Here is a 17,785-nt window from a genome sequence, read left to right on the forward strand (position 1 = left end):
GGATACCTCAGGACTCCTGGGTGAGGGAGACGAGCACGTCGTCCCCTTCGATCTTTACGGGGTATACGGGGACGGGGCGCGTCGCGGGCAGACCGGACGGCTTGCCGGTGCGCAGGTCGAAGGACGACCCGTGCAGCCAGCACTCGATCATGCAGTCTTCGACCTCGCCCTCCGAGAGCGAGACGTTCGCGTGCGAGCAGATGTCGTTGATCGCGAACACCTCCCCCTCGGCGGAGACGATGGACACCGGCGTGCCGTCGAGTTCCACCCGCTTGGGGGTGTTCTCCTCGAGCTCGCTCAGCGCACAGGCCTTGACGTAGGTCATCAGACGGACGCCTGCAGCTCGGTTTCGATCTTCGCGAGCAGTCGCTCCTCGATGTCCGCGACACCGATCTGCTGGACGAGCTCGGCGAAGAAGCCGCGCACGACCAGCCGGCGGGCCGTGTCGGCCGGGATGCCGCGGGACTGGAGGTAGAAGAGCTGCTCGTCGTCGAAGCGGCCGGTCGCGGAGGCGTGGCCGGCGCCGACGATCTCGCCGGTCTCGATCTCCAGGTTCGGCACCGAGTCGACCCGCGCGCCGTCCGTGAGGACGAGGTTGCGGTTCATCTCGTAGGTGTCGGTGCCCTCGGCGGTCTTCTCGATGAGCACGTCACCGATCCAGACGGCGTGGGCGTCCTGGCCCTGGAGCGCGCCCTTGTAGACCACGTGCGACTTGCAGTGCGGGGCCTTGTGGTCGACCAGGAGGCGGTGCTCCTGGTGCTGACCGGCGTCCGTGAAGTACAGGCCGAGGAGCTCGGCCTCGCCGCCGGGGCCCGCGTAGTTCACACGGGGGTGCAGGCGTACGACGTCTCCGCCGAAGGTGACCACGATCGACTTGAAGGTCGCGTCGCGGCCGATCAGGGCGTTGTGCTGGGAGCAGTGGACGGCGGTGTCGTCCCAGTCCTGCACGGAGACCACGGTGAGCTTGGCGCCGTCGCCGACGAGGAAGTCCACGTTGGCGGCGCGCACGCCGTCACCGGTGTGGTCGATGACCACGACGGCCTCGGCGAAGGCCTGCACGTCGAAGACGGTGTGACCGAAGGTCGTACCGCCCTCGCCGTGCAGCGTGACGCGCACGGGCTCGGTGAGCACCGCTTCCTTGGGCACGGTCACGACCGTGGCCTTGGCGAAGGACGAGAACGCCTGGGCGGCGATCCGGTCCACCGGGGTGCCGGCCTTACCGATGCGCGCGTCGCCGCGCTCCACGGACTCGATCGTCACGCCCTCGGGCGCGTCGATCTGGGCCTTCATGGTGCCGTTGGCGACCGCGGTGCCGTCGTGCAGACCCTTGAGGCGGGCGAGCGGCGTGAAGCGCCACTCTTCCTCGCGGCCGGTGGGCACGGGGAAGTCCGCCACGTCGAAGGACGGGGGGGCACTCATCCGGGTGGCGACGGTGGACTCGGCGGCCACCGCGATCGCGCCGGCGGTGGTGGAACCCGCCGGAATGTTCTGAGCCTCAGCCATGGCTGTCGTGTTGCTCTCTTCCTTAAAGAATCTGCTGCGGGACGTCGGGCGGGCCGGGACTAACCGACCGAGCCTTCCATCTGCAGCTCGATCAGCCGGTTCAGCTCCAGCGCGTACTCCATCGGCAGCTCACGGGCGATCGGCTCGACGAAGCCGCGCACGATCATCGCCATGGCCTCGAACTCCGTCAGACCGCGGCTCATCAGGTAGAAGAGCTGGTCGTCGGAGACCTTGGAGACGGTCGCCTCGTGGCCCATGGACACGTCGTCCTCGCGGACGTCCACGTAGGGGTAGGTGTCCGAGCGGGAGATGGTGTCGACCAGGAGCGCGTCGCACAGCACGTTGGACTTGGAGCCGTGGGCGCCTTCGCCGATCTCGACCAGACCGCGGTACGAGGTGCGGCCGCCACCACGGGCCACCGACTTCGAGACGATGTTGGAGGAGGTGTTCGGCGCCATGTGGACCATCTTGGAGCCGGCGTCCTGGTGCTGGCCCTCGCCCGCGAAGGCGATGGAGAGGGTCTCACCCTTGGCGTGCTCGCCCATCAGGTAGACGGCCGGGTACTTCATGGTGACCTTGGAACCGATGTTGCCGTCGATCCACTCCATGGTCGCGCCCTCGTACGCCACGGCGCGCTTGGTGACCAGGTTGTAGACGTTGTTCGACCAGTTCTGGATGGTCGTGTAGCGGCAGCGGCCGCCCTTCTTCACGATGATCTCGACCACGGCGCTGTGCAGCGAGTCCGAGGAGTAGATCGGGGCGGTGCAGCCCTCGACGTAGTGGACGTAGGCGTCCTCGTCGACGATGATCAGCGTCCGCTCGAACTGGCCCATGTTCTCCGTGTTGATACGGAAGTAGGCCTGGAGCGGGATGTCGACCTTGACGCCCTTGGGGACGTAGATGAACGAGCCGCCCGACCACACGGCGGTGTTCAGCGAGGCGAACTTGTTGTCGCCGACCGGGATGACCGTGCCGAAGTACTCCTGGAAGAGCTCCGGGTGCGTCTTCAGCGCGGTGTCCGTGTCGAGGAAGATGACGCCCTGCTCCTCCAGGTCCTCACGGATCTGGTGGTAGACGACCTCGGACTCGTACTGGGCGGCGACACCGGCGACGAGGCGCTGCTTCTCCGCCTCCGGGATGCCGAGCCTGTCGTACGTGTTCTTGATGTCCTCCGGCAGGTCCTCCCAAGAAGCGGCCTGCTTCTCGGTGGAACGCACGAAGTACTTGATGTTGTCGAAGTCGATGCCCGAGAGGTCGGCACCCCAGTTGGGCATGGGCTTCTTGCCGAACAGCTTGAGGCCCTTGAGACGGAGGTTCAGCATCCACTCCGGCTCGGACTTCTTCGCCGAGATGTCGCGGACGACCTCCTCGGACAGGCCTCGCTTGGCGACCGCACCGGCCGCGTCGGAGTCGACCCATCCGTATTCGTAGGTGCCCAGGCCATCGAGCTCAGGGTGAGCAGTCTCCGTGGTCATGCGGGGTTCCTCCCGGCCGTACTTGCAGATACTGATGTGTCGGTCTGTGTGGCGCCTGTGGCACGGACGCCGTTCCCACTGCGTGGAATGAACGTCGTGCACACCCCGTCGCCGTGGGCGATCGTGGCGAGACGCTGCACGTGCGTCCCGAGCAGGCGGGAGAAGACCTCGGTCTCCGCCTCGCAGAGCTGCGGGAACTGCTCGGCGACGTGTGCGACCGGGCAGTGGTGCTGGCAGAGCTGTTCACCGCTGTGCGGACCGGGAGCGCTCTTCGCCGTAGCAGCGTACCCGTCCCCGGTCAACGCCTTGGCAAGGGCCTCGGTGCGCTCCGCGGGGTCGGCGGCTTCCACGGCTTCGCGGTAGGTCTCCGCCTGCGCCGTCAGCCTGGCCTTCGCGAAGGCGGCGACGGCCGCCTCGCCCTGCTCCCCGCCCCCGGCTGCCTGCGCGATCCAGCGCATGGCGTCGGCGGCGAGGGAGTCGTAGGACTGGTCGAAGGCGTCCCGACCGCAGTCGGTCAGCGCGAAGACCTTGGCGGGCCGACCTCGGGTCCGCGCACCGTACACGCGCTGCTCACGGGGTTCGACGACGTCGTCGGCGACGAGCGTGTCGAGGTGGCGGCGAACGGCGGCCTGGGTAAGGCCGAGGCGCTGGGCGAGGTCGGCGACGGTGGAAGGACCGTGGTCCAGGATCGACCGCGCGACCCGGTTGCGGGTTGACCGCTCCCCGGTCGCGAGTTCGCCCTGGGGGGCCTCGCTCATCCGTTCGCCGTATTTCACAACGCCATTGTTGCGTAATTAGCCGGGCCCCGACAAGCCGTGACGGAGGCCACCTCTGGTGGCCTCCATCACTAAGGGTTACCTTATTTATCTACGGAGCGTTAAGCGGAAGTAGACTCTCCGGCTTCCCGCAGGGCCCCGCCGGTGAACCAGTACACGGCTCCCACCAGCAATCCTCCGCCCACGATGTTCCCGGGTACGGTGAACATCAAATTGCGGAAAAGATCACCGAACCCGGCTGAGCCATCCAGGATCGCGAGGCTGAAAACAGCCATGTTCGCTACACAGTGTTCGAATCCGACGGCAACAAAAACAGCCACGGGCAGCCACAGGACGAAAATCTTGGCCGCATCGCCGCGGGCCCGGGTGAACATCCAGATGGCCAGGCAGACCAGCATGTTGCACAGGACCGCGCGCCAGAACAGCTGCCCGCCGCTCAGCGCCATCTTCCCGTGCACCATCTCGGTGAGCATGGACCGCGCCGAGGCCGAAGAGACCACGCCCGAGGCGTGCACCATCGCGCCGAAGGCGAAGGCGCCGGCCAGGTTCCCGGCCAGCGAGAGCACCCAGGACAGGATCAGGTCCCTGGGGCCGGTCCGCCCGGACAGGGCGCCGACCAGCATCACCATCACGTTGCTGGTGAAGAGCTGGGCGCCGGCGAACATCACGATGGTCAGGGCGATCGGGAAGACCGCACCCTCCAGCAGCTTCACGGCCGGCGAGCCCTTGGCCACGAACGGCGAGATCGCGACCAGCAGAAGCACCTCGCCGACGGCGATGTAGGCGCCGGCGAGCATCGCCGACACGAAGTAGCGCGGCGGATGCCCGAGGTCATGGGCCTTGTGCTCGGCCTGCCCCGAGGTGGCTTCGACGTTCTGAGCGATGCTGTTCACCAAACCTCCCCGAGGGTCAGCGACGGCTGATGGGGTCGTGGATCGCGGAGCGAGAACCAAGCCCGCACAGCAACTCCTTCCATAACTTCATACATCCGGGCTGGTTCCAACCCGGCTGGTGCTGATCGCGGAAGACTCGATCGTTCGCTGAGCGAACGAGCAGCGTGAGCCAGGAATCCCCCTCGTTCGCGAGTGGGAGGGTTCAACATTCGACGTTAGGGTCCGCGGCGAGGGTTGGTCCGCGCGAAAAGGTCATCAATGTGCGGGCCAGTAACCCCTCACCCCCGGGACCTAGGACCCCCTCCCCGGCTCCGTAGACTCACTCCCCATGAGCAACGACCCCGCCGTGGAAATCCGCGGACTGGTGAAGCGGTACGGCCCCAAAACGGCGGTGGACGGCCTGGACCTCACCGTCCGGAGGGCCTCGGTCACCGCAGTCCTTGGTCCCAACGGCGCGGGCAAGACGACCACCGTGGAAACCTGCGAGGGCTACCGCCGCCCCGACGCCGGATCCGTCCGTGTCCTGGGCCTCGACCCCGTGGCGCAGGCCGAGTCCCTGCGCCCGCGCATCGGCGTGATGCTCCAGTCCGGCGGCGTCTACTCCGGCGCCCGGGCCGTCGAGATGCTGCGCCACATGGCCAAGCTCTACGCCGCCCCCCTGGACGTCCCCGTCCTGGTGGAACGCCTCGGCCTCGGCGGCTGCGGCCGCACCCCCTACCGCCGGCTCTCCGGCGGCCAGCAGCAGCGCCTGGCCCTCGCCATGGCCGTCGTCGGCCGCCCCGAGCTGGTCTTCCTGGACGAGCCGACCGCCGGCCTCGACCCCCAGGCCCGCCGCGCGACCTGGGAACTCGTACGGGAACTGCGCGCCGACGGGGTCTCGGTCGTCCTCACCACGCACCACATGGACGAGGCCGAGCAGCTCGCGGACGAGGTCGCCATCGTCGACGCCGGCAAGGTCATCGCCCACGGCACCCCCGACGCGCTGTGCCGCGGCGGCGCCGAGAACACCCTGCGCTTCACCGGCCGCCCCGCGCTCGACGTCGGCTCCCTGCTCAAGGCCCTGCCCGACGGCACCCAGGCCGCCGAGCTCCTCCCCGGCGTCTACCGGGTCACCGGCGACGTCGACCCCCAGCTGCTGGCCACCGTCGCCTCCTGGTGTGCGCAGAACGGGGTGATGCCCGACAGCCTCTCGGTGGAGCGGCACACCCTCGAAGACGTCTTTTTGGAACTCACGGGCAAGGAGCTGCGCGCATGAGCGCCGGTACGTTCACCCCCCGCCCGGGGGCCGCGCCCGTGTCCCGCATGATCCTGGCGCAGACCGCGCTGGAGACCCGGATGCTGCTGCGCAACGGGGAGCAGCTCCTGCTGACCGTGATCATCCCGGCGCTGCTGCTGGTGCTGTTCTCGGCGGTCGACATCATCGATGTGGGTACGGGGAACTCCGTGGACTTCCTCGCCCCCGGCATCCTGGCGCTGGCCGTGATGTCCACCGCCTTCACCGGCCAGGCCATCGCCACCGGCTTCGACCGGCGCTACGGGGTCCTCAAGCGGCTCGGGGCCTCCCCGCTGCCGCGCTGGGCCCTGATGGCCGCCAAGACGCTGTCCGTGCTGGTCACCGAGGTGCTGCAGATCGCGCTGCTGACGGTGATCGCCTTCGCCCTGGGCTGGTCCCCGCACGGGAACCCGCTGTCCGTCGCCGTGCTGATCCTGCTCGGCACCGCCGCCTTCTCCGGGCTCGGCCTGCTGATGGCGGGCACCCTCAGGGCGGAGGCCACCCTGGCCGCCGCCAACCTGGTCTTCCTGCTGCTCCTGGTCGGCGGCGGGGTGATCGTGCCGATGGACAAGTTCCCCGGCGCGGTCCAGTCCGTCCTCGGCCTGCTCCCGATCTCCGCGCTCTCCGACGGGCTGCGCGAGGTGCTCCAGCACGGGGCCGCGCTGCCCTGGGGCGACGCGGCGGTCCTGGCGGTCTGGGCGGTACTCGGTCTGGGGGCCGCGGCGCGGCTGTTCCGCTGGGAGTGAATCCCTTCCCCCGATCGTTGCCCTGGCAGGAGGATGGGCGCCTCCACAGGGGAGCGCACCACAGACGCCGGGGGGCGGCATGGCGCAGCGGGAAGCCGTTCTGCGGCTGGACGAGCAGTGGGCACGGATCCGGTCGGGCGCGGCGCACGCGGAGCCCGCGGAGGCCGACGCCCTGTTGGCCGAGCTGATCGGAGCCCTGCGCGAACCGGCCCGCACCGACGCCGAGTGCGCTGCCCGGCTGGGTCTGCGCCTCGGCGACCTGGCGGCCCGCCGGTTCGCCGGCGGGGACCGGGCCGGGGCCCTGTCCGCCATCGAGGAGGGGCTGCGGTTCTCGCAGCAGGCGGCCGGACACGCGGCCGAGTACGCCCGCTGGTACGCCCGGGGTCTGATCAACCAGGGGGTCTGGCTGTCCTGGCCCCTCAGCGACGGGGAGCGGCTGCCGAAGCACCCGCTGGGCCCCGGCTCCGAGAGCGGCCCGAGCGCCATGGAGCGGGCCGCCGGAGAGCGGGCCCGGGACCTGACGCGCGGCGCCGTGGAGGTCTGGGCGGCCCTGGACCAGGAGGATCCGGTCAATCAGCGGGGCCTCGCGCAGGCGAAGGTGTTCCTCGGCGACCGGCTCGCGGAGCTGGGCCTGGCCGAGGAGTCCGTGGCCTGGGCGGTCGACGCGGAGGGCTCCTTCCGGCGGCTGCTGCTCGCCGATCCCGGCTCCGAGGAGTCGCAGGAGGCCGAGGAGGCCCTGGACCACATCGGCCGCCAGCTCGAACTTCGGCTGCGCTTCCTTTCCTTCGCCTCCCTGGCCGGTCTGCGCACGCGCGGGCTGCTGCCCGAACGGCTGCTGCCCCAGGCCGTGGTGGCGGCCCGCGTCCAGGGCGTCCCCGAGGCGGAGATCGCCGACCGGCTGGGTCTGGAGGCCGACCAGGTCCACACGATGCTGGAGGTGACCCCCTGGGTCGCGGTGTGGCGCGTCGAGGTCCGCGGCTCCGACGGACTGTGGAACGTACAGTCCCATCCCTGGCACAGCGGGGCGGAAGTGAGGAACAGGACGGCCGAGGACGTAGGCGCCGAATTGGTACAGGGTTTCGCGGCCTCGGCCGACTACCCGGGCGAGGCCGCGCATTGGCGGATCCGCGTGTGGTGGCATACCGAAGGCGACCCCGCCGGGGCCCGGTTCCGGCTGGTCATCGGCCCCGACGCGGCGGCCGCCACCCCCTCGTGAAACTTTGCACAAGTGTCCGCGTACGATAAGCGCCGTGTTGACCCCACTCGCATATCTCGCCCGCCGCTGGACGCCGTCACCCCGGACCGTCCAGCGGGCCGCGCTCGCAGCGGTGCTCATGAGCGTCGTCATCGTCGTCACCGGCGGCGCGGTACGGCTGACCGGATCCGGTCTCGGCTGCGACACCTGGCCCAAGTGCACCGACGACAGCCTGATCGTGACCCAGGAGCAGGGCTTCCACGGCGTCATCGAGTTCGGCAACCGCATGCTGACGTACGTGCTCTGCGCGGCCGTTGGCTGGGCGATCACCGCGGCCCGCTGCGCCAAGCCGTGGCGCCGCTCGCTGACCCGGCTCGGCTGGCTCCAGTTCGCCATCGTGATGGGCAACGCGGTCCTCGGCGGCATCACCGTGCTGACGGGTCTCAACCCCTACAGCGTGGCCGGGCACTTCATGCTCGCCACCTCGCTGATCACCGTGACGACCATCACCTGGCAGCGCACCCGCGAGGGTGACGGCCCGGCCCGGCCGCGCGTGCCCGCTCCGGTGCGCAAACTCTCGTGGGCGCTGCTCGCGGCCACCGTCGTGCTGATCGCGGCGGGCACGGTGGTCACCGGTTCCGGCCCGCACGCCGGGGACAGCAGCGAGATCAAGCGGATGCCCTTCGACTGGTCGGCCACCGCCCACGTCCACGCGGTCTCCGCCTGGGTGGTGTGCGCGCTCGCCGTGGCGATGTGGCTGGTGCTGCGCGTGGTCGACGCCCCCGTGGACACCCGGGCGCGCGCCCGCGACCTGCTGATCGTGCTGCTCTCCCAGGGCGCCATCGGCTACGTCCAGTACTTCACCGAGGTGCCCGAGGCCCTCGTGGCGGCCCACATGCTCGGCTCCTGCCTGGTGTGGATCTCGGTGGTCCGGGTGGCGCTGAGCCTGCGCGAGCGCCCGTCCGATCAGGACGGGACCCCGGCCCGGGACGACGCCCGGCTCGCCGCGGTCTGACCCGCCGACCCACCGGGGGCCGACCGCTCGTCGGCCCCGCCCGTCGGCCTCCTCGTCAGCCCCGTTCGTCCAGCCGGTAGACGCGGCGGGCATTGCCCGCCGCGACCATCGCCGCCACCCGCTCCGCGTCCCGCCAGGACCAGGAGCCGTCGGCGACCCAGCCGCCGAGCACCCGGCCGAGCGCTTCCCGGAAGAGCAGCGCACCCACCGCGTGCAGTTCGGGCAGCTGCCGTCCGCCACCGGAGAACATCAGCTTCCCGAACGGCGCGGTCTCCAGGCACTCCGCCAGTACGGCGGCCGCGCGCGCCCCCGTGGGTCCCAGCGCCGCGCCGAGGTCGGCGTGGACGTGCGGGAAGGCCGCGGCCAGCCGTGCGGCCTGCCGGTGGTGGGGGTACCCGCCGAGCAGGACCAGCCGCGCGCCCAGGCCTTCGGTCGCCCGCAGGAACCCGGTCAGCCGCTCCGGCTCCCCCGGTTCCCCGCCCGTGTGCAGTTGGAGGGGCAGCCCGGCGGACACCGCGCTCCACGCCAGGTGCCGCAGGAGTACGGGATCCCGTACCGCCCCGCCCCTGGACCGCGCGGCCAGCCAGCGCCCGGCCGCGCCCCGCACCTCGCCCGGCCCGGGCGGCTCGGGCGCGGCTTCGAGGGCCGCTCCCCAGGCCCGGGCGGCGACGCCTCCCGCCCCGGCCCCGCAGGTGAAGGCCACGGCCCCGGCGGCGGCGTGGTGGACGGCCCCGGCGAGGTTGGCCAGGAAGGCGGCCACGCTGCCGGAGGTGTCCGCCGCCTGCTCGGCCAGCAGCTCCGGCCGCACCAGCTCGAAGGCCTCGGCCTCGCCGGCCAGGGACAGTTCCTTGGGCCCGGTGAGGTCCCCGGGCACCCCGGTGTCGACGAGCCGGGCGCCGACCCCGCAGCCGCGCAGCAGCAGGCGGGTCGTCTCGGCGACGCCGAGTTCGCGCCGCCGGGCGAGGTAGCGGACGGGGGCGCAGTGCGGTTCGAGCCCCAGCAGCGGCGGGCACCAGCGGCGCACCGCGAAGCCGGTCTGGGTGTCGAAGAAGGTGGTGCCGGCGGCGGGCGGGCCGGCCGAGGGGACGAGCTGGGCCTCGAAGGTGGCGAGGCCGAGCTCCGTGCGGAGCACTCCCTGGCAGTACTGGTCCACCAGGGGCGGCGTTTCGATCATCCGGGCATCCCGTTGCGGACGTGAGGAAGGGGCTTCCACACGTCCTAACGGGTGAGCGGGGTGTGAGGTGTTGCTCGCGCTGTTGACCGAGCGGGTGGCGCGGGAACGATCAAGCCAATGATCAAGCCAAGATCGACCGGGTCAGGCGGCCGGGTTCGCGGTTCCGCCGAGCTGCATGCCGGCCATCCGGGACCACTCGTACGGCCCCGTCCGCACCCGTGCGGCGAACTCGCCGTCGAACTCCTCGTGGAGGGTCAGCCCGGCCTTCTCGGCCGCGAGCCGTGCGGTGTCGTACGCCGGGGCCACCAGGTCGCCCCAGCCCCCGTCGGTGCCGACGAGGACGATCCGGGTGCCCGCCTGGCCCATGTGCGCGAGGTGGCCCTCGGCGCCGCCGTGCAGCTTGGCGAACGCGCCGATCTGCTTGGCCAGCTTCGCGGCCTTGCGGTCCTGCTTCTTGTCCGCCGTGGCGGCGGTCTCCTCGGTGTCTGCCATGGGCAGCATGCTACCGGCCGGTAATGGACGGGGGAAGCACGACCTGGGGAAGCTTGAGCGGGGGAAGCGTCAGCGGAGGAAGGGATCCACGGCGACGGCGACGAAGAGCAGTGACACGTAGGTGATCGACCAGTGGAACAGCCGCATCTCCTTGAGCTTCGCGCCCGTCACGCCCGACTTGGCGCGCGCGTTGAGCCCGTGCGCCTCCCACAGCCACCAGCCGCCGGCCACCAGTGCGACCGAGGTGTAGAACCAGCCGGTGTACCCCAGTGGGGTCAGCAGCAGCGAGACCGCCACCATCACCCAGCTGTAGAGGACGATCTGCTTGGCCACGGCCTTGTTGCCCGCCACGACCGGCAGCATCGGCACGCCGACCCGCGCGTAGTCGTCCTTCACCTTCATCGACAGCGGCCAGTAGTGCGGCGGCGTCCAGAAGAAGATGACGAGGAAGAGGATGACCGCGGCCCAGGAGACCTCGTTCTTCACCGCCGACCAGCCGATGAGCACCGGCATGCAGCCCGCGATGCCGCCCCAGACGATGTTCTGCGAGGTGCGCCGCTTCAACAGCATCGTGTAGACGACGACATAGAAGAGGAGCGCGCCGAGCGCGAGCGCGGCCGAGAGCCAGTTGATCAGCAGCCCGAAGAACAGCGTGGACGCGATCCCGAGGGTGATGCCGAAGACCAGGCACTCGCGCGGGCTGACCATGCCGGTCACCAGCGGGCGTCCCGAGGTCCGGTCCATCAGCGCGTCGATGTCGCGGTCGATGTACATGTTCAGCGCGTTGGCGCCGCCCGCGGACAGGTAACCGCCGAAGCAGGTGGCGAGGACCAGCCACAGCGAGGGCACGCCCTGCTCGGCGAGGAACATCACCGGCACGGTCGTGATGAGCAGAAGCTCGATGATCCGCGGCTTGGTCAGTGCCACGAAAGCCATGGCCCGGGCCCCGAACGGCCGGTGGTTGGGGCTCGTCCCGAGCACCCCCGCTGGACGGGATTCGACGGCCGTCACGCACACCCCTGACAGAGAATCCAGCAAGCTCCGACGTGAACCCTTTTAAACATGTAGGTCCCGTAAAGGCTTGCGCGTACCACGCCACTCTAGACGTAGCCATTGGCTCGTCCCGCGCGGGGGTCGCCCCGTGTTGGTCCGATCGGCGGTGAGACGTCACGTGTGGACCGCCCGAACTCGAATAGCTGCACGCTGTGGCGGGGGTAGGCTCGGAATCGCGCCGGTGCACCGTTCGTCACCGGGAACCAGACATGTGGAGAGGAGCCCTGACCCACGGTGAGCACCAAGCCGACGACCACAGAGCTCGACTGGACCGAACTGGACCAGCGTGCTGTCGACACCGCCCGGATCCTGGCCGCCGACGCGGTCCAGAAGGTCGGTAACGGCCACCCCGGCACGGCGATGAGCCTGGCCCCCGCCGCGTACACCCTCTTCCAGAAGGTGATGCGGCACGACCCGGCGGACCCGGAGTGGGTCGGCCGCGACCGTTTCGTGCTCTCCGCCGGTCATTCCTCGCTGACCCTCTACACCCAGCTGTACCTGGGTGGGTTCGGGCTCGAGCTGGACGACCTGAAGGCCTTCCGCACCTGGGGCTCCAAGACCCCCGGCCACCCGGAGTACGGCCACACCGCGGGCGTCGAGACCACCACCGGCCCGCTGGGCCAGGGCATCGCCAACGCGGTGGGCATGGCCATGGCCGCCCGCTACGAGCGCGGCCTGTTCGACCCCGAGGCTCCCACGGGCACCTCCCCGTTCGACCACATGGTCTACGCGATCGCGGGCGACGGCTGCCTCCAGGAGGGCATCTCCCACGAGGCGTCCGCCCTGGCCGGCCACCAGAAGCTCGGCAACCTGGTGCTGCTGTGGGACGACAACCACATCACCATCGAGGGCGACACGGAGACGGCCGTCTCCGAGGACACCCTGAAGCGTTACGAGGCGTACGGCTGGCACGTCCAGCGCGTCGCGCAGCAGGAGAACGGCGACCTCGACCCGAAGGCCCTGTTCGAGGCCCTCCAGGCCGCCAAGGCCGAGACCGAGCGCCCCTCCTTCATCGCGGCCCGCTCGGTCATCGCCTGGCCGGCCCCGCACGCCCAGGGCACCGAGGCCTCGCACGGCTCGGCCCTCGGCAACGACGAGGTCGCCGCCACCAAGCGCGTGCTCGGCTTCGACCCGGAGCAGACCTTCGAGGTCTCCGACGAGGTCATCGCGCACACCCGCTCCCTCGGCGACCGGGGCCGCGAGGCCCGCGCCGCCTGGGAGAAGGAGTTCTCCGCCTGGCGCACCGCCAACGCCGAGCGCGCCGCCGAGTTCGACCGGATCAACGCCAACGAGCTGCCCGCGGGCTGGGAGGACAAGCTCCCCGTCTTCGAGGCCGGCAAGGGCGTCGCCACCCGCGCCGCCTCGGGCAAGGTCCTCGAGGCGCTCGGCGCGGTCATCCCGGAGCTGTGGGGCGGCTCGGCCGACCTCGCCGGCTCCAACAACACCACCATCGACAAGAACTCCTCGTTCCTGCCGGTGGGCAACCCGCTGCCGGAGGCCGACCCGTACGGCCGCACCATCCACTTCGGCATCCGCGAGCACGCCATGGCCGCGGCCATGAACGGCATCGCCCTGCACGGCCACACCCGCATCTACGGCGGCACCTTCCTGGTGTTCTCCGACTACATGCGCAACGCCGTGCGCCTCTCCGCCCTGATGCACGTGCCGGTCACCTACGTGTGGACGCACGACTCCATCGGCCTCGGCGAGGACGGCCCGACCCACCAGCCGGTGGAGCACGTCGCCGCGCTGCGCGCCATCCCGGGCCTGAACGTGGTCCGCCCGGCCGACGCGAACGAGACGGCCGTCGCCTGGCGCGAGATCCTCAAGCGCCACACCAAGGTCTTCGGCAAGGGCGCCCCGCACGGACTGGCGCTGACCCGCCAGGGCGTGCCGACCTACGAGCGCAACGAGGACGCCGCCAAGGGCGGGTACGTGCTCTTCGAGGCCGAGGGCGGCGACGCTCAGGTCGTGCTCATCGGCACCGGCTCCGAGGTCCAGCTCGCCGTCGCCGCCCGCGAGGCCCTGCAGGCCGAGGGCGTCCCGGCGCGCGTCGTCTCGATGCCGTCCGTCGAGTGGTTCGAGGAGCAGTCCCAGGAGTACAAGGACAGCGTCCTGCCGCCTTCGGTCAAGGCGCGTGTCGCGGTCGAGGCCGGCATCGGCCTGACCTGGCACCGCTACGTCGGCGACGCGGGCCGGATCGTCTCGCTGGAGCACTTCGGTGCCTCGGCCGACGGCGCCGTGCTGTACCGCGAGTTCGGCCTGACCGCCGAAGCCGTGACCGCCGCCGCACGCGAGTCGCTCGCCGCCACCGCGCGCTGACTCCCGCACCCAGACCAGTAGGAGATGCAATTCCCATGACAGACGCACTGAAGCGCCTTTCCGACGAGGGCGTGGCGATCTGGCTGGACGACCTGTCCCGCAAGCGGATCACGTCCGGCAACCTGGCCGAGCTCATCGACCAGCAGCACGTGGTGGGTGTCACCACCAACCCGGCGATCTTCCAGAAGGCGATCAGCGGCGGCGAGGGGTACGGGCAGCAGCTCGAGGACCTGGCCGCCCGCAAGGTCACCGTCGAAGAGGCGATCCGCATGATCACCACGGCGGACGTCCGCGACGCCGCCGACATCCTGCGCCCCGTCTACGACTCGACCGAGGGCCAGGACGGCCGCGTCTCGATCGAGGTCGACCCCCGTCTGGCCCACAACACCACGGCGACCATCGCCGAGGCCAAGCAGCTCGCGTGGCTGGTGGACCGTCCGAACACGCTCATCAAGATCCCGGCGACCAAGGCCGGCCTGCCGGCGATCACCGAGGTCATCGGCAAGGGCATCAGCGTCAACGTCACGCTGATCTTCTCGCTGGAGCGCTACCGCGAGGTCATGGACGCGTACCTGGCGGGCCTGGAGAAGGCGAAGGCCGCGGGCCTGGACCTCTCCAAGATCCACTCGGTCGCCTCCTTCTTCGTGTCCCGCGTGGACTCCGAGATCGACAAGCGCCTGGACGCGCTGGGCACCGACGAGGCCAAGGCCCTCAAGGGCAAGGCGGCGCTCGCGAACGCCCGTCTGGCCTACGAGGCCTACGAAGAGGTCTTCTCCACCGAGCGCTGGGCCGCCCTGGACAAGGCGCACGCCAACAAGCAGCGTCCGCTCTGGGCCTCGACCGGCGTCAAGGACCCGGCGTACAAGGACACCCTGTACGTGGTGGACCTGGTCGCCCCCGGCACCGTGAACACCATGCCCGAGGGCACCCTCGAGGCCACCGCCGACCACGGCGTGGTCGAGGGCGACACCATCCGCGGCACGTACGAGCAGTCCCGCGCCGAGCTCGCAGCGGTCGCGAAGCTGGGCATTTCGTACGACGATGTGGTGCAGCTGCTCGAGGAAGAGGGCGTCGAGAAGTTCGCGGTGTCCTGGAACGACCTGCTGAAGTCGACCGAGGCGGAGCTTGAGCGCCTCGCCCCCACGGAGGCCTGAACACTTTGTCTGTAAACGGAGCGAACCCGCTTCGTGACGCACAGGACCGGCGGCTCCCGCGCATCGCGGGGCCGTCCGGCCTGGTCATTTTCGGCGTTACGGGTGACCTGTCGCGCAAGAAGCTGATGCCTGCCGTCTACGACCTCGCCAACCGCGGCCTGCTCCCGCCGGGCTTCTCCCTGATCGGCTTCGCCCGACGGGAGTGGCAGGACGAGGACTTCGCGCAGGAGGTTCACGACGCGGTCAAGCAGCACGCGCGCACCCCCTTCCGTGAAGAGGTCTGGCAGCAGCTCGTCCAGGGCTGCCGCTTCGTCCAGGGCGACTTCGACGACGACCAGGCGTTCGAGACGCTGAAGTCGACGATCGAGGAGCTGGACAAGGCGCAGGGCACCGGCGGCAACTTCGCCTTCTACCTGTCCGTACCGCCGAAGTTCTTCCCCAAGGTGGTCGCCCAGCTCAAGAAGCACGGGCTGGCGCAGAAGGAAGGCTCCTGGCGGCGCGCGGTCATCGAGAAGCCGTTCGGGCACGACCTGACCAGTGCGCAGGAGCTCAACCAGCTCGTGCACGACGTCTTCCCGCCCAACGAGGTCTTCCGGATCGACCACTACCTGGGCAAGGAGACCGTCCAGAACATCCTGGCGCTCCGCTTCGCGAACACGATGTTCGAGCCGATCTGGAACCGGTCGTACGTCGACCACGTGCAGATCACCATGGCCGAGGACATCGGCATCGGCGGCCGGGCCGGCTACTACGACGGCATCGGCGCGGCGCGCGACGTCATCCAGAACCACCTGCTCCAGCTGCTGGCGCTCACCGCGATGGAGGAGCCCGGCTCCTTCCACCCGAAGGCGCTGGTGGCCGAGAAGCTCAAGGTGCTGACTGCCGTGGAGCTGCCCGAGGACCTGGGCAAGCACACCGTGCGCGGCCAGTACTCGGCGGCGTGGCAGGGCGGCGAGAAGGTCGTCGGGTACCTCGAAGAGGACGGCATCGACCCCAAGTCGAAGACCGACACCTACGCGGCCATCCGCCTGGAGATCAACAACCGCCGCTGGGCGGGCGTCCCGTTCTACCTGCGGACGGGCAAGCGCCTGGGCCGCCGGGTGACCGAGATCGCGGTCGTCTTCAAGCGGGCCCCGTACCTGCCGTTCGAATCGGGCGCGACCGAGGAGCTGGGGCAGAACGCCCTGGTCATCCGGGTCCAGCCGGACGAGGGCGTGACGGTGCGCTTCGGTTCCAAGGTTCCGGGCACCTCCATGGAGGTCCGGGACGTGACGATGGACTTCGCCTACGGCGAGTCGTTCACGGAGTCGAGCCCCGAGGCCTACGAGCGGCTGATCCTCGACGTGCTGCTGGGTGACGCGAACCTGTTCCCGCGCCACCAGGAGGTCGAGCTGTCCTGGAACATCCTCGACCCGATCGAGCGGTACTGGGACACGCACGGCAAGCCCGCGCAGTACCCGTCGGGCACCTGGGGACCGGTCGAGGCGGACGAGATGCTCGCACGAGACGGACGGAGCTGGCGCCGGCCATGAAGATCGATCTCACGGAGACCAACTCCAGCAAGATCAACGCCTCGTTGGTGCAGGCGCGCCGGGACATCGGCACGCCGGCCATCGGGATGGTGCTCACGCTGGTGATCGTGACCGACGAGGAGAACGCGTACGACGCGCTCAAGTCGGCGAACGACGCGTCGCGCGAACACCCTTCGCGGATCGTCGTGGTCATCAAGCGGGTCAGCCGCTCGCCGCGCAGCCGCCGCGACGCCCGTCTCGACGCGGAAGTCCGCGTGGGGACGGACTCCGGCACCGGCGAGACGGTCGTGCTCCGCCTGCACGGGGAACTGGTCGACCACGCCCAGTCGGTGGTTCTCCCGCTGCTCCTCCCGGACGCGCCCGTCGTCGTCTGGTGGCCGGAGGGCGCTCCGCAGGACCTGGCGGGCGACCCCCTGGGGGCCCTCGGTCAGCGCCGGATCACGGACACCTACTCCGCCGAGGACCCGATCGAGGCGCTCGGCAGCCGGGCGGCGGCGTACGCGCCCGGGGACACGGACCTGTCCTGGACCCGGATCACCCCGTGGCGCTCCATGCTGGCGGCGGCGCTCGACCAGCAGGTCCACTCGGTGTCCTCGGCGACGGTCGAGGGCGAGGACGACAACCCGAGCTGCGAGCTGCTGGCGATGTGGCTCGCGGACCGGCTGGGCGTCCCCGTCAAGCGCACCTCCTCGGCGGGCCCCGGGCTCACCGCGGTGCGCCTGGAGACCAAGGACGGCGAGATCGTCCTGGACCGGGCCGACGGGGCGCTGGCCACGCTGTGCATGCCGGGGCAGCCCGACCGTGCGGTGGCGCTGAAGCGCCGCGACACGGCCGAGCTCCTGGCGGAGGAACTCCGCCGCCTGGACCCGGACAACACCTACGAGGCCTCGCTGAAGTTCGGCGTGTCCCGCCTGGCCCCCACGGCCGAGCCGGCGCCGGCGCCCGCGAAGCCGGCTCCGGCCAAGGCGGAGGCCCCGGCCGCGAAGCCGGCTCCGGCGAAGCCGGCCAAGAAGGCCGCGGCGAAGTAGTACGCACGGGCCGCCGCGCGGGGCAGTCCCCTACCCGCCCTTCGCCCGTTCCCTGGGGCTCCGCCCCGGACCCCGCGCCTCAAACGCCGGCGGGGCTGGATGTATCCAGCCCGTCCGGCGTTTGAGGACACGTGCGCGGAGCGCACGTACGGGG

The 17,785-nt window shown here is 70.4% G+C and carries 16 protein-coding genes; 8 read left to right on the forward strand and 8 right to left on the reverse strand.

Translation table 11 applies throughout. The features are described 5' to 3' along the window. Positions 1 to 7: 7 nt before the first annotated feature. From ACODT5_RS26700 to ACODT5_RS26720, 5 genes are all read right to left on the reverse strand, one after another. Positions 8 to 325: a bifunctional 3-phenylpropionate/cinnamic acid dioxygenase ferredoxin subunit gene (locus ACODT5_RS26700; RefSeq protein ID WP_030292248.1), complete on the reverse strand. Its 318-nt coding sequence runs from the start codon at positions 323 to 325 to the stop codon at positions 8 to 10. Next, on the reverse strand, positions 325 to 1,503 hold the full coding sequence (sufD, locus tag ACODT5_RS26705) for a Fe-S cluster assembly protein SufD (protein WP_422521758.1): 1,179 nt from the start codon (positions 1,501 to 1,503) through the stop codon (positions 325 to 327). The genes ACODT5_RS26700 and sufD overlap by 1 nt, the downstream gene beginning before the upstream one ends. A gap of 59 nt (positions 1,504 to 1,562) precedes the next feature. After that, positions 1,563 to 2,978 (reverse strand): Fe-S cluster assembly protein SufB, encoded by a 1,416-nt coding sequence (sufB, locus tag ACODT5_RS26710; RefSeq protein WP_422521759.1) that lies wholly within the window; start codon positions 2,976 to 2,978, stop codon positions 1,563 to 1,565. Next, on the reverse strand, positions 2,975 to 3,736 hold the full coding sequence (locus ACODT5_RS26715) for a helix-turn-helix transcriptional regulator (protein WP_327252122.1): 762 nt from the start codon (positions 3,734 to 3,736) through the stop codon (positions 2,975 to 2,977). Before ACODT5_RS26715 ends, sufB begins: the two co-directional genes overlap by 4 nt. Before the next feature lie 119 nt (positions 3,737 to 3,855). Next, on the reverse strand, positions 3,856 to 4,647 hold the full coding sequence (locus ACODT5_RS26720) for a formate/nitrite transporter family protein (protein WP_422521760.1): 792 nt from the start codon (positions 4,645 to 4,647) through the stop codon (positions 3,856 to 3,858). 328 nt (positions 4,648 to 4,975) lie between these two features. Between ACODT5_RS26720 and ACODT5_RS26725 the strand changes: the two genes are divergently transcribed. The 4 genes from ACODT5_RS26725 to ACODT5_RS26740 all read left to right on the forward strand — a co-directional run bounded on the left by ACODT5_RS26725 (position 4,976) and on the right by ACODT5_RS26740 (position 8,876). Further along, entirely contained in the window at positions 4,976 to 5,902 is a 927-nt protein-coding gene (locus ACODT5_RS26725) for an ABC transporter ATP-binding protein (RefSeq protein ID WP_422521761.1), read from the forward strand. Then, entirely contained in the window at positions 5,899 to 6,666 is a 768-nt protein-coding gene (locus ACODT5_RS26730; RefSeq protein ID WP_422521762.1) for an ABC transporter permease, read from the forward strand. Before ACODT5_RS26725 ends, ACODT5_RS26730 begins: the two co-directional genes overlap by 4 nt. 79 nt (positions 6,667 to 6,745) lie before the next feature. Then, a complete protein-coding gene (locus tag ACODT5_RS26735) occupies positions 6,746 to 7,882 on the forward strand; it encodes a hypothetical protein (RefSeq protein WP_422521763.1) in 1,137 nt (378 codons plus the stop codon). Between the two features lie 25 nt (positions 7,883 to 7,907). Beyond that, complete coding sequence (locus ACODT5_RS26740; protein ID WP_422525047.1) at positions 7,908 to 8,876, forward strand: COX15/CtaA family protein; 969 nt, start codon at positions 7,908 to 7,910, stop codon at positions 8,874 to 8,876. Positions 8,877 to 8,931: 55 nt separating this feature from the next. Here ACODT5_RS26740 and ACODT5_RS26745 read toward each other — a convergent pair whose 3' ends face one another. The 3 genes from ACODT5_RS26745 to ACODT5_RS26755 form a co-directional block, all read right to left on the reverse strand. Further along, the gene (locus tag ACODT5_RS26745; protein WP_422521764.1) at positions 8,932 to 10,050 is read right to left on the reverse strand and encodes an amidohydrolase family protein; all 1,119 of its coding nucleotides are present in this window, start codon (positions 10,048 to 10,050) and stop codon (positions 8,932 to 8,934) included. 141 nt (positions 10,051 to 10,191) lie between these two features. Then, a complete protein-coding gene (locus tag ACODT5_RS26750) occupies positions 10,192 to 10,542 on the reverse strand; it encodes a hypothetical protein (RefSeq protein WP_422521765.1) in 351 nt (116 codons plus the stop codon). Between the two features lie 69 nt (positions 10,543 to 10,611). Next, positions 10,612 to 11,559: a heme o synthase gene (locus tag ACODT5_RS26755; protein WP_250742345.1), complete on the reverse strand. Its 948-nt coding sequence runs from the start codon at positions 11,557 to 11,559 to the stop codon at positions 10,612 to 10,614. Between the two features lie 270 nt (positions 11,560 to 11,829). Between ACODT5_RS26755 and tkt the strand changes: the two genes are divergently transcribed. Genes tkt through opcA form a run of 4 tightly spaced genes read left to right on the forward strand, consistent with a single transcriptional unit; the run spans position 11,830 to position 17,631 of the window. Then, positions 11,830 to 13,917 (forward strand): transketolase, encoded by a 2,088-nt coding sequence (tkt, locus tag ACODT5_RS26760; protein WP_422521766.1) that lies wholly within the window; start codon positions 11,830 to 11,832, stop codon positions 13,915 to 13,917. Positions 13,918 to 13,952: 35 nt separating this feature from the next. Next, a complete protein-coding gene (gene tal / locus ACODT5_RS26765; protein WP_422521767.1) occupies positions 13,953 to 15,071 on the forward strand; it encodes a transaldolase in 1,119 nt (372 codons plus the stop codon). Between the two features lie 5 nt (positions 15,072 to 15,076). Then, a complete protein-coding gene (zwf, locus tag ACODT5_RS26770; protein ID WP_243338381.1) occupies positions 15,077 to 16,603 on the forward strand; it encodes a glucose-6-phosphate dehydrogenase in 1,527 nt (508 codons plus the stop codon). Then, complete coding sequence (gene opcA, locus ACODT5_RS26775) at positions 16,600 to 17,631, forward strand: glucose-6-phosphate dehydrogenase assembly protein OpcA (RefSeq protein WP_422521768.1); 1,032 nt, start codon at positions 16,600 to 16,602, stop codon at positions 17,629 to 17,631. Before zwf ends, opcA begins: the two co-directional genes overlap by 4 nt. Positions 17,632 to 17,785 lie beyond the last annotated feature (154 nt).

The organism is Streptomyces tatrensis, from assembly GCF_049310065.1.
Classification (GTDB): domain Bacteria; phylum Actinomycetota; class Actinomycetes; order Streptomycetales; family Streptomycetaceae; genus Streptomyces.